The organism is Nocardia sp. NPDC052112, from assembly GCF_040680135.1.
Classification (GTDB): Bacteria; Actinomycetota; Actinomycetes; order Mycobacteriales; family Mycobacteriaceae; genus Nocardia.
In genome coordinates, this window is the sequence record NZ_JBFAWD010000025.1 from 53,404 (window position 1) to 70,013 (window position 16,610).

Here is a 16,610-nt window from a genome sequence, read left to right on the forward strand (position 1 = left end):
GAGGTGCCCGCGGGACATCGACTCGCGATGCGGCGCAGATCTTGGCTTCGATCGTGAACTCAGGTGCCGGAATCGTGTGACTTCGACGCCGCGTGCCGGTGAGTTCGTATTCCGCTGCGTCGTGCCTCGGCCATGAGTGCGGTCGCCGGTGCCGTGAGGTGGTTGCGGCGGCTGACGGCGGCGACGTGCAGGTACGACTCTGGGACGATGCGGTGTACGTGCGCGCCCGCGCGTTGCGCCGACTGTGTCCACGATGAGGGCATCACCGCGCGCCCGATGCCGTTGAGGACCATCGGCAGGATCGAGGTGCGGTGCGCGATCTCGGCGACGATGGTGACCTGGATGCCTTCGGCGAGCACGTCGTCGACGAGTGCTCGCATCAGCGAGCCGCGCTGCGACACGATCAATCGGCAGCCGCCGAGGTCTTCGCGACGGATGGTCGGTTCGGCCGGCACCTCGTCGTGTGGGCCCGAAATCAATACCAGCGCTTGGTTTTCCAGCGGGATCACGTCCAGGTCGGGAGCGCGGGTCGGCTCGGCGGATCCGAGCACACCTATCTCGCACACACCGCTGCGCACGCTGCTGAGCACCTCGTCTGGGGTGAAACCGGCTTCGACATTGACGGTCACGTCCGGATGGTTTCGGAGGAACGTGGTGAGGATTGTCGTCAGCGGCTCCATTCCTGGTGACGGCATGGCGATCACGTCGACCCGGCCGCCGCGCAGGCCTTTCAGCGCGCGCATTGCCGCGGCCGCCTCGTCGACGTCGCGCAGAACCACGCGCGCCGGTCCGACGAGAGCCTTACCCGCATCGCTGAGCACCACCCCGCGGCCCACGCGGTGAAACAGCGGCATCCCGAGCTCGCGTTCGAAGCCCGCGATCGCTTGCGACAGTGACGGTTGCGCGACCATCAACTGCTGTGCGGCCTTGCCGAAACCGCCGTGGTCGACCACCGCCAGGAAGAACTTCAGCTGTCTGACGTCCACGAGCATCCACTCTACCTGGATAGATAGGCTCAACCTATACCCCGGATCGCAAGTTGGTCTTAGACGCCCGCCGCCCGTGTGACGCGTAATGGATCCGACACGCAATGTGACGCACACAACAGTCGATCAGCTCGGAGTTATCTCATGGCACAGCAAACATTCACGATCGCCGCTATTCCCGCGGACGGAGTAGGTAAGGAGGTTGTCGCGGCTGGTCGACGGGTGCTCGATATCTCGGCCGCGCAATCGGAGGGGAAGTTCGGCTTCGAGTGGACCGAGTTTCCGTGGGGCTGTGAGTATTACGAGCAGACCGGCCGGATGATGGCCGCCGACGGTCTCGAGACGCTGCGGTCCTTCGACGCGATCTACTTCGGTGCCGTCGGCTGGCAGAACGTACCCGACCACATCAGCCTGTGGGGGTTGCGGCTCAACATCACCCAGAACTTCGACCAGTGGGCCAATGTGCGACCGGTGAAGTTCCTGCCCGGCGTGGTATCGCCCCTGCGCGCTGCCGACGATCGCGAACTGGACTGGGTGGTCGTGCGGGAGAACAGCGAGGGCGAATACGCGGGCCTGGGCGGGCGCAACCTGAGTGGTCGCGGGCCGGGAAACGAAGTCGCACTGCAGACCGCGTTGTTCACGGAAAAGGGTTGTGAGCGCATCATGCGCTTCGCGTTCGACCTGGCCCGCACCCGCCGGGTCAAGAAGGTCTCCAGTGTGACCAAATCCAACGCGCAGCAGTACGGCATGGTGCTGTGGGACGAGGTATTCCAGCGTGTCGCGCTCGACTACCCGGACGTGGCGACCGAGAGCGTGCTTGTCGACGCGATGAGCGCGAAATTCGTGCTGCATCCGGAGGATTTGTCGGTGGTCGTGGCCTCCAATCTCAATGCCGACATCCTGTCGGATCTGGGGTCGGCACTTGCTGGCAGCCTCGGTGTAGCCGCCAGCGCCAATCTCAACCCCGAACGACGGTTCCCCAGCATGTTCGAACCGGTACACGGTTCGGCCCCGGACATCGCCGGTCAAGGGATCAGTAATCCGATCGGCGCGATCGCCAGTGCCGCGCTCATGCTCGAACACTTCGGCTTGCACGAGGAGGCGCGCCGGGTCGAGGTTGCGATCGAAACCGCAACGGGCAGAGGCGTGCTCACTCGTGATATCGGCGGCACCGCCAGCACCGATGACCTCACCGAAGCCGTGATCGCCGCGCTGACTTCGGCGCTCACCCACGCCTGATCGACACCGCAACGGCCACAAGAGGTTACGTCATCATGGCAACACAGAGCTCGGGCCCCAACCATCCGGCCACAAAGCGGTGGTACAAGCAGCTGTACATCTGGGTGCTGGTCGCAATTGTCCTGGGTGTGCTGATGGGCTGGTTGACGCCGGACGCGGCGGTCGCGATGGAGCCGATCGGCACCACATTCGTGACCGCGATGAAGATGCTGATCGGGCCGATCGTGTTCCTCACAATCGTCGGCGGCATCGCCGGTGTGGCCGATCTGAAGAAGGTCGGTCTGACCGGGATCAAGGCGCTGACCTATTTCCAGATCGGCACCATCCTCGCGATGATCAGCGGCTTGGTGGCCATCAATGTGTTCCGCCTCGGCGACGGTGTCGACGCGGATCCCACCAAGATCGAGGCCAGCGCGTCGGCACAGAAATTGATCAGCGCCGGTGAGAAACAGCACTGGTGGGAGTTCATTACCCATATCGTGCCCAACAGTGTTGTCGGGCCGTTCGTCGAGGGCGACATCCTCCAGATCATCTTCCTGGCGGTCGTTTTCGGTATCGCGCTCAATGCGGTCGGCCAGCTCGGCCGGCCGGTGCTCGATGCGGTGAACCGGCTCACCAAGATCGTGTTCAAGGTGCTGTCCTACATCATGAAACTCGCCCCGCTGGGCGCGTTCGGGGCCATGGCGTTTGCGATCGGCAAGTACGGAGTTTCGACGCTGACCAGCCTCGGCAGCCTGATCCTGTTGTTCTACGCCACCTCGGCACTGTTCGTGTTCGTGGTGCTCGGCTCGGTGCTGGCGTATCTGCGGATCAATATCTTCAAGCTCCTGGACTACCTGCGCGAAGAGTTGCTGCTGATCCTGGGCACGTCCACCGCCGAACCGGCACTGCCGGGACTCATGCGCAAGCTCGAACACGCCGGGGTCAGCAAGACCACCGTCGGTCTGGTCGTGCCGACTGGATACAGCTTCAACCTCGACGGCGCCGCCATCTACCTGTCGCTAGCGGCGATGTACATCGCCCAGGCCACGAACACCGACCTGACCATCGGCCAGCAACTGGGCCTGCTCGCCGTCATGCTGCTGACCTCCAAGGGCGCGGCGGGCGTCGCGGGCGGTGGCTTCATCGCGCTCACCGCGACATTGAGCACTGTCGGCCACATTCCGGCGGTCGGCATCATGCTCGTCTTCGGCATCGATAAGTTCATGTCCGAATGCCGGGCCTTGGTCAACTTCATCGGCAACGCGGTCGCCACCCTGTTCGTGGCGAAATGGAACAACGAACTCGACCTCGATCGAGCTCGAAAAGTGTTCACGGGCCAGGATGTTGCGCCGCTCGACGATCCTGCGCCAGTACCGGGGAACGCCGAAAGCGATGTGATCACGTCGTCCGCCGCCCCTGTCGACTCGGTGCTCGTCAGTCCCGCCGCGCGGTCCTGAACGGACGCGCCGGTTTCGAGAAAGGAGACTCGTATGCGGGTCCTCATCGCGCCCGACAAGTTCAAGGGCAGCCTGTCGGCCACCGAAGTCGCCGACAATCTCGCCCACGGACTTGCGCGGGCGGGTGTGGACAGCGTGACGCTGCCGCTGGCAGACGGCGGCGACGGTAGCGTCGCCGCCGCGCTCGCCGCCGGGATGCGTTCGCGCACCTGCGTTGTCGCCGCCGCGCTCGGCCGTCCGCACCATACGACGATCGCCATCGACGAGGCGACTGCCGTGGTGGAAGTCGCGAACACATGTGGCCTGGCGACACTGCCCCGCGGTGTGCTTGCCCCGATGACTGCCAGTAGCTATGGATTCGGCGAAGCAATCCGCCACGTGATCGATCTGGGTGCACGCCGGGTGGTTTTGGCCCTGGGCGGCAGCGCCAGCACCGACGGCGGCGTGGGCACGCTTGCCGCGCTCGGGTACACATTCCACGACCACGACGGCCGCCGCCTGACCCCGACTGCGGCCGATCTGCATCGCATCGACGTAGTGTGCGCCGCAGACGCACCCGACCTGCGGGGAATCGAATTGGTCGTCGCCAGCGACGTGACCAGTCCCCTCACCGGCCCCAGCGGCGCGGCCGCCGTTTACGGTCCACAGAAGGGCGCGACCGCCGTCGATATCGCACGCCTCGAAAACGGGCTCGACCACCTTGTCACCGCTTTACAACGATCCGGCTGGGACAACGCCGCCGCCCACGCGGCCACACCCGGCGCCGGTGCCGCGGGCGGCTGCGGTTTCGCGGGGCTGCTGCTCGGCGCCCGCATCGTGTCCGGCGCCGACTACTTCCTCGACCTCCTCGACTTCGACCGACACCTGCTCGGCACCGACCTCGTCATCACCGGCGAAGGCCGACTCGACCAGCAGACACTCACCGGCAAACTGCCCGCCGTCGTCGCTCGACGCGCCGCTCCCATACCCGTCGTCGCTGTGGTAGGCAGAAACGATCTCACCTGTCCCACAACACTTTTCGCCGACACATACGCGGTCGTCGACTATGCGGGTACCGACACCGCCCACGATCCCAAGCGCACTGCCACCCAACTGCGGCACATCGGCGCACAGATCGGTCAGCGGGCACACACCTACCGCCCCAACCGGGTCGTGCACGCTGACGGAATCAACTGACGTGCCGGCTGCGCGGACGGTGGCGTCCCACCGGGGGGACTATCTCGAAAAGATCGGTCCCGGTACTGCGCGCAACCACCCGAGGATCATGAGGACTGACCCTCGGGCGCGGTGTGGTCGTGGTGACGCCCGTACCCGCCGACTCGCCCAGGTGCGGATCAACGTCAAGGCTTCCAGGGCGCGGTGCTCACCGCGCTGCGCTCGGTGTTTAGCCTCGGTCTGTTCTGAGCCGCCCCGCCTGGTGGGGGGATAGAGGAAGCCCTCGTGCACGCGGATGGCTCAGTTGCGCCGATTGTGCGTGGTAGAGCACCGGGCGAAGTTCACTTGAACGCACGAGCGTCATTTCTGAGGTAAATGTGTGCTGCGAGTGGCACCTCGGCGCATGTGCGCCACGGCAGGGGCGGCTGCGAGCGAGTCGGAGGGGAAAGAGTGGGTGTTCGAACACCGATTTGCGTCATATCTGACGCCAAATCGGTGTTCGAGTGGTGCGCGAGAGGGGACTTGAACCCCTACGTCCGTGGACACCAGAACCTAAATCTGGCGCGTCTGCCAATTTCGCCACTCGCGCTTGATGGTACGACCGTCCAAACTCTACCGGGCTTGACCGACATCGCGAAGCGCACCCCGGGCATGTCGTACTCGCCGGTAACCCCACCTGGGATTATAACAATTCGGTAACGGTCAACATGAGGAGTGCTCATGTTTCGTACGCGTTGGTAACCAGGTAGACCAGCGGCTTTGAACATGAGGCGGAGTCATGTTTCTGAGCATTCTGGTACGAATGTACGGAAATACTCGGCGGTAAGCCGGGCGCGGCGGGGCAAACGTGAGGATTTCCTCATGATTTTCTGGAATCCTTGCGGTCATCAGGGCTCATTGGTGAGGAACACCTGCGCACCGGAGGGAGCGGCGTGTCTTGAACGGCATGTCGCCAGGAGAAGGAAGTCGAAGCGTCTTGACGATCAATGAGAGCACTGCGGCCGGAACCGGACAGAGCCCGAAAGTGGTTGGGGCGCCACAGCAGGGAGGGTCGAGGGCCCCGCTGCTGGATCGATTGCTGGGCGGAACGCCCTACGCGCTGGCCTTCGGTGGGCAAGGTGCGCGTTGGCTCGGTGAGCTGGAGGAGATCGGGCGCGATGCCGCACTGGAGCCCGAGCTGACCGCATTGGTCAATGAAGCGGCGACACTGCTGGAACCTGTTGCGGCACAACTGCTTGTGGTGCGACCGGTCGGCTTCGACCCGATCGGCTGGATGCTCGAGAACGAGCTCGCCGAGGGGGATGACGCCGAGGTGTCCAGCGCGCCTTCGGAGCAGGTGCTCCGCTCGGCCGTGGTTTCGATGCCGGGCGTTTTCCTGACGCAGGTGGCCGCCGTGCGCGCCCTGCGGCTGCAGGGGCTGGACGCGAACGAGCACGCGCCGGTCGCGGTCGTCGGGCATTCGCAGGGCCGCCTCGCCGCGACCTCGGTGCAGGCCGGTGGACAGCGCGACGCCGAACTGCTCGCCATCGCCCAGATGATCGGTGCCGCGGCGGGTCTGGTTGCCCGCCGACGTGGCCTGATGCCGGTGGGCGAGCGTTCGTCGATGGTCGCGGTGTCGAATGTCGATCCCGAGCATCTGCGCACGGTGGTGGCCGAGGTGTCCGCGGGCGTGGATCCCGCCGCGGCCGCGGTGGTTTCGATTCGCAACGGTCGTCGGCGCGTGGTGCTGTCCGGAACCCCGACCCAGCTGGAGCGGGTGCGTCAGCGTTGCGCCCAGATCCATGACGCGCAGACCCGCGAGCGCGATGCGAAGGCACGCGGTGGTGCGGTGTTCGCACCGGTCTTCGAGGATCTGGCCGTCGATGTCGCCTTCCATCACCCCGCGCTCGCCGACACGGTCGACATCGTGAGCGGTTGGGCGTCGCAGTGCGGTCTGGATGCGGAGCTCGCCGGCTCGCTGGCCAAGGAGATCCTCGTCGACCCGATCGACTGGGTCGAGGAGGTCGACGGCGTTGTTGCCGCGGGTGCGCAGTGGATTCTCGATCTGGGCCCGGGTGATCTGCTCAGTCGGCTCACCGGCGGCTCGCTCAAGGGCACGGGCGTCGGCATCGTGGCGGCCGCGACCCGTGCTGGCCAGCGCAGTCTGCTGACTCCCGGTGCGACGCCCGAGGTCGCTCAGCCGTGGTCGGCCTTCGCGCCGCGCCCGGTGCGCCTGCCGAGCGGACGCATCGTGGTCGAGACCGCGTTCACCAAGCTGACGGGTCGGTCGCCGATCCTGCTGGCGGGCATGACCCCGACCACGGTCGACGCGAAAATCGTTGCGGCGGCGGCGAATGCGGGGCACTGGGCGGAGCTGGCCGGTGGTGGTCAGGTCACCGAGCAGATCTTCGCCGACCGGGTGGCCGAGCTGAAGACGCTGCTGCATCCGGGCCGCGCGGTGCAGTTCAACTCGCTGTTCCTCGACCCGTACCTGTGGAAGCTGCAGCTCGGCGGTAAGCGCCTGGTGCAGAAGGCCCGCACGGCGGGCGCGCCGTTCGACGGAGTCATCGTCACCGCGGGCATTCCGGAGCTGGAAGAGGCGGTCGCGCTGATCGCCGAGCTGACCGAGGTCGGCATCACCCATGTGGCGTTCAAGCCGGGTACCGTCGCCCAGATCCGCGCGGTGCTGCGCATCGCCGACGAGGTGCCGAATTACCCGGTGATCATGCACATCGAGGGCGGCCGGGCCGGTGGACACCACTCCTGGGAGGACCTGGACGATCTGCTGCTGGAGACCTACGCCGAGCTGCGCAACCGCGACAATGTGGTGGTCTGCGTCGGCGGCGGTATCGGTACCCCGGAGCGCGCCACCGAATATCTGATCGGCGAATGGGCTGTGCCGCACGGCTATCCGGTGATGCCGCTGGATGGCGTGCTGGTCGGCACCGCCGCCATGGCGACGCTCGAGGCCACCACCGCGCCCGAGGTCAAGCAGCTGCTCGTCGACACCCCCGGCACCCCGGACTGGGTCGGCGCGGGCACCGCGACCGGCGGAATGGCTTCCGGCCGTAGCCAATTGGGCGCCGACATCCACGAGATCGACAATGCGGCCTCACGCACCGGCCGCCTGCTCGACGAGGTCGCCGGTGACGCCGACGCGGTCGCGGAGCGTCGCGACGAGATCATCGCCGCGCTGAATGCCACGGCCAAGCCGTATTTCGGCGATATCGCCACCATGACCTACCTCGAGTGGCTGGAACGCTATGTCGAGCTGGCCGTCGGCCTGGACCGCCGCAAGGACTTCGACTGCGGCAGCGACCTCGGCGACGCCATCCTGGATGCCACCCGTTCGGTCTGGCTCGATATCACCTGGCGGGAGCGGTTCGCGGAGATGATGCGCCGCACCGAAGCCCGGCTGCATCCGGCCGACCGCGGAGAGATTGCGACGCTCTTCGAATCCGACGAGGCCTTCGAGAGCCCGGTCGACGCGCTGTGCACGCTGAAGCAGCAGTACCCGGCGGCCGCGCAGACCCTGCTGCACCCGGCGGATGTGCCGTTCTTCGTGAGCCTGTGCAAGACCCCGGGTAAGCCGGTGAACTTCGTGCCCGTGGTGGATGGCGATGTGCGCCGCTGGTGGCGTTCGGATTCGCTGTGGCAGGCCCATGATCCGCGCTACTCGGCCGATCAGGTCTGTGTCATTCCGGGCACGGTCTCGGTCGCCGGTATCACCCGCGTCGACGAGCCGGTCGGCGAATTGCTCGATCGCTTCGAACAGGACACGGCCTACGCACTGATCCGGGCCGATGTGGCGCCGGTCGCGGTCGACGCGCGCCGGCGCGCCGGTGTCACCACGGGGCCGATCGACGCGGTGCTGGCCGCGCCGGATGTCGAATGGTCCGGCCGCACCACGGTCAACCCGATTCACCGCCTCGGCGACATCGCCGAATGGACCGGCGACGACAAGGGTGCGGTACATCCGCCGACCGGTGCGACGATCACCGAAACCACCGGCCCGGACGTCGATCACGCCTACGTCGAGCTCACCGTGCCGCTGTTCGGCGGTGATGCCGTGCGTATCCGGCTGCGCATCACCGTGCCGACCTCGCTGCACAACGGCGGCGCGCCGGTCATCACCGAAACCGATGCCGACACCGCCATGTCCGCACTGCTCGCGGTCGCCGCGGGTCAGGCGCTGCCGGAGGTGAAGGGCAAGGCCGCACACCTCAATGTCGCCTGGACCCCGGACCTGATCGCCGATCACGCGGGCGTCACCGGTTCGGGCCTGCCCGGCGCCCTGAGCACGCTCGGGCGCAGCGTGCCCGATGTGCTCGTCGGCGCATGCTGGCCCGCGGTCTTCGCGGTGCTCGGCGCCGCGCGCAGCAGCGACGGTGACAGCGTCATCGAGGGCATGCTGGATCTGGTCCACCTCGATCACCAGATCGCGCTCGAGCGCGCCCTGCCGCAGGACACCAGCATTCTCGTTGTCCGCGCCGAATCGGGTGACGTCGTCGACACCGACCTGGGACGTGTCGTCGAGGTGCGGGTGTCCGTCGGTGAAATGCGGGATCAAGGGCTCGACGTTGTCCCGCTGGCGACGCTGACCGAACGCTTCGCCATCCGCGGCCGCAACGGTGCGGGTGAGCTGACCGATCCGCCCCGCGCGGCCGGTGCGGCCTCCGAAGCGGCCACCGACACCCCGCGTCGGCGCCGCCGCAATATCACCGTCCTGGCGCCGCGCACCATGCGTGCCTTCGCCGCGGTCTCCGGTGACTACAACCCCATCCACACCAGCGATTCGGCCGCCAAGCTGGCCGGACTCGGCAGCCCGATCGTGCACGGCATGTGGCTTTCGGCCGCCGCGCAGCACGCGGTATCCGCGGTGGATCCCGAAAGCTCCACTCCGGCACGGACTTTGACCGCTTGGACCACCCGCTTCCTCGGCATGGTCCGCCCCGGTGCGCAGATCGACGTGCGCGTCGAGCGGATCGCGGTCGACGCGGGCAGCGAGATCGTAGAGGTCTCCTGCCGCACCGACGGCGACCTGGTGATGACCGCGACCGGTCGCACCGCCGCCCCGAAGACCGTCTACGCCTTCCCGGGCCAGGGCATTCAGCGCAAGGGTATGGGCCTGGACGCCCGCGCCCGCTCCAAGGCAGCCAAGGAGATCTGGGAGCGCGCCGACAAGCACACCCGTGCGGCACTCGGCTTTTCGATCCTGGCCGTGGTCCGGGACAACCCGACCTATCTCAAGGCGCGCGGTGTCGAACACCGGCACCCGGACGGCGTGCTGCACCTGACCCAGTTCACCCAGGTCGCCATGGCGGTGCTCGGTGTGGCCCAGGTCGCCGAGTTGCGCGAGGCCGGTGCCTACGTCGAGGGCGCCATGCTGGCCGGACATTCGGTCGGTGAATACAACGCACTCGCGGCCGTCGCCGGTGTGCTGCCGCTGGAGGCGGTGCTCGAGGTCGTCTTCCAGCGCGGCTCGGCCATGCACGAGCTGGTGCCCCGGGATGCGCAGGGCCGCAGCGATTATCGGATGGCCGCCATCCGGCCGTCGCAGATCGGGCTGCCCGATGACGAGGTCATCGACTTCGTCTCCGGTATCGGCGCGAGCGTCGGGGAGTTCCTCGAGGTCGTCAACCTGAACCTGCGCGGTTCGCAGTACGCGATCGCGGGCACGGTCAAGGGGCTGGACGCGCTGGAGGCCGAAATCGACCGCCGCCGTGCCGAATTCGGCGGTAAGCGGGCGTTTATCCTGGTCCCCGGCATCGATGTGCCCTTCCACTCCACCGTGCTGCGCGAGGGTGTGCCGGAGTTCCGGCAGAAGCTCGAGCAGCTGCTGCCTGCGGATCTGCACCCGGAAATTCTGCTCGGACGCTACGTTCCGAACCTGGTGCCCAAGCCGTTCTCGCTGGAGCGCGCATTCATCCAGGAGATCGCCGATCTGGTGCCCTCGGAGCCGCTGGCCGCCGTGCTCGCCGACTTCGACAACTGGGCCGCGCGCCCCACCGAACTGTGCCGCGTGGTGCTGATCGAGCTGCTGGCCTGGCAGTTCGCCAGCCCGGTCCGCTGGATCGAGACCCAGGATCTGCTGTTCACCGCTGCCGCCGACGGCGGACTCGGCGTGGAGCGTTTCGTCGAAATCGGTTTGGGCGCAACGCCGACCGTGGCGAATCTGGCCAGCCAAACCCTGAAGCTGCCCGCCTTCGGTACGGTCACCGTCGAGGTGCTGAATATCGAGCGCGAGGCCGCGATCGTCTACTCGACCGATACCGATCCCGCACCGGTCGACGATCCCGCCGACGAGCCGGTCGAAACCGCTTCGGCCGCAGTACCGGTCGCGGCGGCTCCGGTGGCCGCACCGGTCGCGAGCTCGGGTGGTCCGCGTCCGGACGACATCGCGTTCACCGCGGCCGACGCCACCCGCATACTCATCGCGCTGTGGACCAAGCTGCGGCTGGATCAGATCGGCCCGGTCGACACCATCGAGGGACTCTGCGACGGCGTCTCGTCGCGGCGTAATCAGCTGCTCGTCGACCTCGGCTCCGAGCTGTCCCTCGGTGCGATCGACGGTGCGGCCGATGCCGATATGGGCGCGCTCTCGGCTACGGTCGAGCGACTTGCCCGTACCTACAAGCCATTCGGTTCGGTGCTCTCCGATGCCATCGGCGATCACCTGCGCAAGGTCTTCGGTCCGTCCGGTAAGCGGCCCGCCGCGATCGCTGAGCGGGTCAAGAAGGTCTGGGAGCTGGGCGACGGTTGGGCCAACCATGTCACCGCCGAGGTTTCGCTCGGCACCCGCGAGGGTGTCAGCGTGCGCGGCGGCGATCTCGGCGGGCTCGTCGCTGGCGTGAGCGATGCGGCCTCGGTCGATGCGGCCATCGACGCCGCCGTGCAGGCCGTCGCGGCCCGGCGCGGTGTCGCGGTATCGCTGCCGAGCGCAGGCGGCGGTGGCGGCGCCACCGTGGACGCCGCGGCGCTCGGTGAGTTCACCGAACAGATCACCGGTCGTGACGGCGTGCTGGCCACGGCCGCCCGCGTGGTGCTCGAACAACTCGGCCTGACCGAGCAGATCTCGGCGCCGGAGGCCACCGACGACAGCCTGGTCGACTTGGTATCGGCCGAATTGGGTTCGGACTGGCCGCGTTTGGTCGCGCCCAGCTTCGATGCCCGCAAAGCCGTGCTGATCGACGACCGCTGGGCGACCGCGCGGGAGGATCTGGCCAAGCTCTGGCTGCTCGATGACATCGGGTCCGCCGAGGAGGCGGTGGACGGCTTCCTCGGTGCCGGTGCTGCCGTTGCGGCACAGGCGAACTGGTGGCGCGAGAAGGCCAAGCACCAGGCCCGCTCGGTGCTCGCCGGACTGTACGAGCGCATCGCCGATGCGGCACTCGACACCGAAGAGTCCGGTCTGTGGTCCTCGGATATCGCCGTGATCACCGGTGCCAGTAAGGGTTCCATCGCGGCGGCGGCGACCGGCCGGCTGCTCAGCGGCGGCGCCACGGTCGTGGTCACCACCTCGAGCCTCAACGACGAGCGGCTCGGCTTCTACCGCAAGCTCTACCGTGAGAACGCGCGCCACGGCGCCGCGCTCTGGGTCGTGCCCGCGAATATGGCGTCCTACCAGGACGTCGACGCGCTGATCGACTGGGTCGGCAGCGAGCAGGTCGACACTGCGGGCGGTGCGAAGGTCAAGATCAAGGACGCGATGACCCCGACCCTGCTGCTGCCGTTCGCGGCGCCGCGGGTCGCCGGTGATCTCGCCGACGCGGGCGCCCGCGCCGAACTGGAGATGCGGGTGCTGCTCTGGTCGGTCGAGCGGCTCATCGGTGGGCTGTCCAGGATCGGCGCCGATCACGATGTCGACGCGAAACTGCATGTCGTGCTTCCGGGTTCACCCAACCGCGGCATGTTCGGTGGCGACGGTGCCTACGGTGAGTCCAAGGCCGCACTCGACGCCGTGGTCGCCAAGTGGCGTGCCGAGAAGTCGTGGTCGAGCCGGGTCACCCTGGTACACGCCCTGATCGGCTGGGTGCGCGGCACCGGGCTCATGGGCCACAACGATCCGATGGTGACCGCGGTCGAAAAGGCCGGTGTGCACACCTGGTCCACCACCGAGATGGCCGATGAGCTGCTCAAGTGGTGCACCTCGCGGGCCCGTCAGGTGACCGCCACCGGACCGCAGCAGATCGACCTCACCGGCGGACTCGCCAGGGTCAAGCTCGATCTGCCCGCACTGGCCAAGCAGGCCCAGGAGGACGCCCCGGCCGAGACCGAGGAAGCCGTTGCGGCGGCGACGATTTCGGCGCTGCCCGCACCGCCGACCATGAGCTCGGCGCTGCCGGTGCCCGAATGGGGTTCGGTCACCGCCGATCTCGCCGATATGGTCGTCATCGTCGGTGCCGGTGAGCTCGGCCCGTACGGTTCGGCCCGTACCCGGTTCGAGATGGAGGTCTCCGACGAGCTCTCGGCCGCGGGTGTGCTCGAACTCGCCTGGACCACCGGCATGGTCGCCTGGGAGAACGATCCCAAGCCCGGCTGGTACGACGCCGAATCCGGTGACTACGTCCCCGAACACGAGGTGGCCGAGAAGTACCACGATGCGGTCGTCGCGCGCTGCGGTGTGCGTCGCTACGAGGACGACGGCGCCATGATCGACAATGCCGCACCGCTGATGACCTCGGTCTTCCTGGACCAGGACCTGACCTTCACGGTCGGCGGCGAGGCCGAGGCGCGCGCCTTCTACGCCGCGGATCCGGAGCACACGGTGATCACGCCGGTCACCGATTCCGGTGACTGGCAGGTGATCCGCAAGGCGGGCACCGAGATCCGGGTGCCGCGCAAGGCCAAGCTGTCGCGTACCGTCGGCGGTCAGATCCCGACCGGCTGGGATCCCACGATCTGGGGCATCTCCGCCGATATGGCGGCCTCGGTGGACCGGGTCGCGCTGTGGAATATCGTCTGCACCGTCGACGCGTTCATCAGCTCCGGGTTCAGCCCGGCCGAACTGATGAGCTGGGTGCACCCGAGCCTGGTCGCCAACACCCAGGGCACCGGCATGGGCGGCATGTCCTCGATGCGCTCGCTCTACATCGACAACCTGCTCGGGGAGTCGCGCCCGAACGACATCCTGCAGGAGGCACTGCCGAACGTCGCGCTCGCGCACGTGGTGCAGTCCTACGTCGGCAGCTACGGCGCGATGGTGCATCCGGTGGCGGCCTGTGCGACGGCAGCGGTGTCGGTCGAGGAGGGCGTCGACAAGATCCGTTTGGGCAAGGCCGAATTGGTGGTCGCCGGTGGTTTCGACGATCTCGGTATCGAGGGCATCGTCGGCTTCGGTGATATGTCGGCCACCGCGGATTCGGCGGCCATGAGCGCAAAGGGCATCAGCGACCGGTACTTCTCCCGCGCCAACGACCGCCGTCGCGGCGGCTTCGTGGAATCGCAGGGTGGCGGCACCGTACTGCTCGCCCGCGGTGACGTGGCGGTGGACATGGGCCTGCCGGTGCTCGGTGTTGTCGCCTTCGCACAGTCCTTCGCCGACGGTGTGCACACCTCCATTCCGGCACCCGGCCTCGGCGCGCTCGGTGCGGGGCGTGGCGGCCGTGAATCCAGGTTCGCCGCCGAACTGCGCAAACTCGGTGTGGCGCCGGACGATATCGCGGTCATCTCCAAGCACGACACCTCCACCGCGGCCAATGACCCGAACGAGTCCGAACTGCACGAGCGGTTGGCCACGGCCGTCGGACGCTCCGAAGGCGCGCCGCTGTTCGTGGTTTCGCAGAAGAGCCTGACCGGACACGCCAAGGGTGGTGCGGCTGCCTTCCAGCTCATCGGCCTGTGCCAGGTGCTGGAAAACGGTGTCGTGCCGCCGAATCGGAGCCTGGACTGCGTCGACGACAAGATGCAGGCCTACCCGCATCTGGTCTGGGCGCGCGAGCCGCTGCGCTTCGGTGAGCGGTTCCCGCTCAAGGCCGGTCTGCTGACCTCGCTCGGCTTCGGCCACGTCTCAGGTCTGCTCGCGGTGGTGCATCCGGAGGCGTTCATCCAGGCGATCGAGCCGGGACGGCGCGAGGAGTATCAGCGCCGGGCGCAGGAGCGTCAGCTCGCCGGACGGCAGCGGTTCACCGAGGCCATGTGTGGCGGTGCCCCGCTGTACGAGCGGCCCGCGGATCGGCGTCTCGGTGCCGATGGCACGCCGTCGGAGCAGAAGCGGCAGCTGGAGGCCGACGTGCTGCTCTCGCCGGAGGCACGCCTGTCCGGCAACGGCACCTACCGGGCCGACGGCGCGGGTTGCGGCACCGGGGCAGTGATCCTCGGGCAACTGGATGCCGGTAGCTCTATGGCATAGCGGCTTCGGCCATTACCGTGCAGAGTGCGGTCGCCACGGCGGCCGCACTCTCACTTTTTGTTTGGGAGTTTCATTTGGGCTCGAAGGCTGAGGAGCGGTGACGCATTGACCATCCTGGGTATCGGCTTGGACTTGGTGACCATCTCCGAGTTCGCCGAACAGTTGCAACGGTCCGGAACCACCATGCTCCGGGAAAGTTTCACCGCAGGTGAGCGGCGCTACTGCCAGAGCAAGGGCACCGATCCGGCACGCAGTTACGCGGCGCGCTGGGCGGCCAAAGAGGCAGTGCTGAAGGCATGGGCGTCTTCGCGTTTCGCGCGCCGTCCGCAGATCGGCGACAACCCGTACCCCCTCATCGAGGTGGTCAACGACGCCTGGGGCCGCCCCAGCATCAAGCTGCACGGCCTCGCGGCCGAATTCCTGCCCCGCGCAAGGGTTCACCTGTCCCTGACCCATGACGGCGACACCGCGGCCGCCATGGTCGTCCTCGAGGACCCGGGCGAACTCGCCGATCTGATCGAAGGCCGCGAAGCCCAATAACCGAACCGGGCACCCCCGGTACGAGCCCGGCACGCTGTACACGGGGTGCCCGGCTCGCACTGGGGGTGCCCAGGTTGCTGGTGGTCAGCGTTGGCTGGCGGTTCGGGATTCTTTTTCGGCGACCATCAGGTAGGCGACCATCAGGCGTTTCAGTTCGGAGACGGCTTCGGTGTGGCTCTGTTCGTCTTGGACGGAGAAGTTCAGCATCGAGTAGACGACGTGGACGAGTACCTCGGCCATCATGGTGCGGCGGGCGCGTGGGGTGCGTGGGGTGAGCGGGCGCAGCATCTGCGAGACCACCTCGGCGAATTCCTTTTCGTGGATCGCGCCGGTGGCCCTGGTGGACGGGGTGGACTGCATCGCCAGCCAGACCTCGCGCCGGGACGGGTCGTTCATCCACAGGTTGGCCAGGTGGTCGACGAGCTGGTTCATATGCCGTAACCAGTCCAATGACGGGATTTCACCGTGGAAATCGGCGAGTTCCTGGGAAACCGCAACCAGGTCTTGGCGATTCAGCTCGCAGACGATGACGTATTTGTTGGCGAAGAACTGATACAGCGTGCCGATCGGCACTTCCGCCCGCGCCGCCACCTCTTCACAGGTGAACGATTCGAACCCGACCTCGACGAGCAATTCCCGGGACGCCTGCAAGAGGGCATCGAACTTGCGTTTACTGCGTTCCTGAGTCGGCCTGCGCCGCGGCATGAGCTCCTGCGGGTCGTCCTGCAGGTCCAACGCAGGGTCCGGTCGTCGCTTCGACCTGGCCTCCGTGCGTACATCCACGCATCAAGGCTAGCGGTATCGACACATCTGCGACACGCGCACCGTATCTGCGTGTTAAGGACTGTCACATTTCATCACCCATCCAAAGCGGAAATGGCACCGAACACATAACCGAGCGTGCGTGCATCTCGACGCTCG

The 16,610-nt window shown here is 67.1% G+C and carries 7 protein-coding genes and 1 tRNA gene; 5 read left to right on the plus strand and 3 right to left on the minus strand.

The genetic code is table 11. The annotated features are described in order from the left end of the window. Nucleotides 1-59: 59 nt before the first annotated feature. Nucleotides 60-986, minus strand: coding sequence for a LysR family transcriptional regulator (locus tag AB0L58_RS34935; protein ID WP_364393894.1), 927 nt, complete (start codon nt 984-986; stop codon nt 60-62). 144 nt (nt 987-1,130) lie between these two features. Between AB0L58_RS34935 and AB0L58_RS34940 the strand changes: the two genes are divergently transcribed. Genes AB0L58_RS34940 through AB0L58_RS34950 form a run of 3 tightly spaced genes read left to right on the plus strand, consistent with a single transcriptional unit; the run spans nt 1,131 to nt 4,840 of the window. Next, nucleotides 1,131-2,225: a tartrate dehydrogenase gene (locus AB0L58_RS34940; RefSeq protein ID WP_364393897.1), complete on the plus strand. Its 1,095-nt coding sequence runs from the start codon at nt 1,131-1,133 to the stop codon at nt 2,223-2,225. Nucleotides 2,226-2,260: 35 nt separating this feature from the next. Then, nucleotides 2,261-3,664, plus strand: a complete 1,404-nt coding sequence (gene dctA / locus AB0L58_RS34945; protein ID WP_364393900.1) for a C4-dicarboxylate transporter DctA — start codon at nt 2,261-2,263, stop codon at nt 3,662-3,664. A 33-nt stretch (nt 3,665-3,697) separates the two neighbouring features. After that, the gene (locus AB0L58_RS34950; RefSeq protein WP_364393902.1) at nt 3,698-4,840 is read left to right on the plus strand and encodes a glycerate kinase; all 1,143 of its coding nucleotides are present in this window, start codon (nt 3,698-3,700) and stop codon (nt 4,838-4,840) included. Between the two features lie 483 nt (nt 4,841-5,323). Here the strand turns inward: AB0L58_RS34950 and AB0L58_RS34955 are convergent. Continuing rightward, nucleotides 5,324-5,408 (minus strand) — tRNA-Leu (locus AB0L58_RS34955). Between the two features lie 387 nt (nt 5,409-5,795). Between AB0L58_RS34955 and AB0L58_RS34960 the strand changes: the two genes are divergently transcribed. Next, the gene (locus AB0L58_RS34960) at nt 5,796-15,149 is read left to right on the plus strand and encodes a fatty acid synthase subunit beta domain-containing protein (RefSeq protein WP_364393904.1); all 9,354 of its coding nucleotides are present in this window, start codon (nt 5,796-5,798) and stop codon (nt 15,147-15,149) included. Between the two features lie 105 nt (nt 15,150-15,254). After that, nucleotides 15,255-15,689: a holo-ACP synthase gene (locus AB0L58_RS34965; protein ID WP_040687506.1), complete on the plus strand. Its 435-nt coding sequence runs from the start codon at nt 15,255-15,257 to the stop codon at nt 15,687-15,689. 84 nt (nt 15,690-15,773) lie between these two features. Here the strand turns inward: AB0L58_RS34965 and AB0L58_RS34970 are convergent, their stop codons facing one another. Further along, nucleotides 15,774-16,394 carry a TetR/AcrR family transcriptional regulator gene (locus tag AB0L58_RS34970; protein ID WP_364394050.1) on the minus strand — a complete coding sequence of 207 codons (621 nt, stop codon included), beginning with the start codon at nt 16,392-16,394 and terminating at the stop codon, nt 15,774-15,776. Nucleotides 16,395-16,610: the final 216 nt, after the last annotated feature.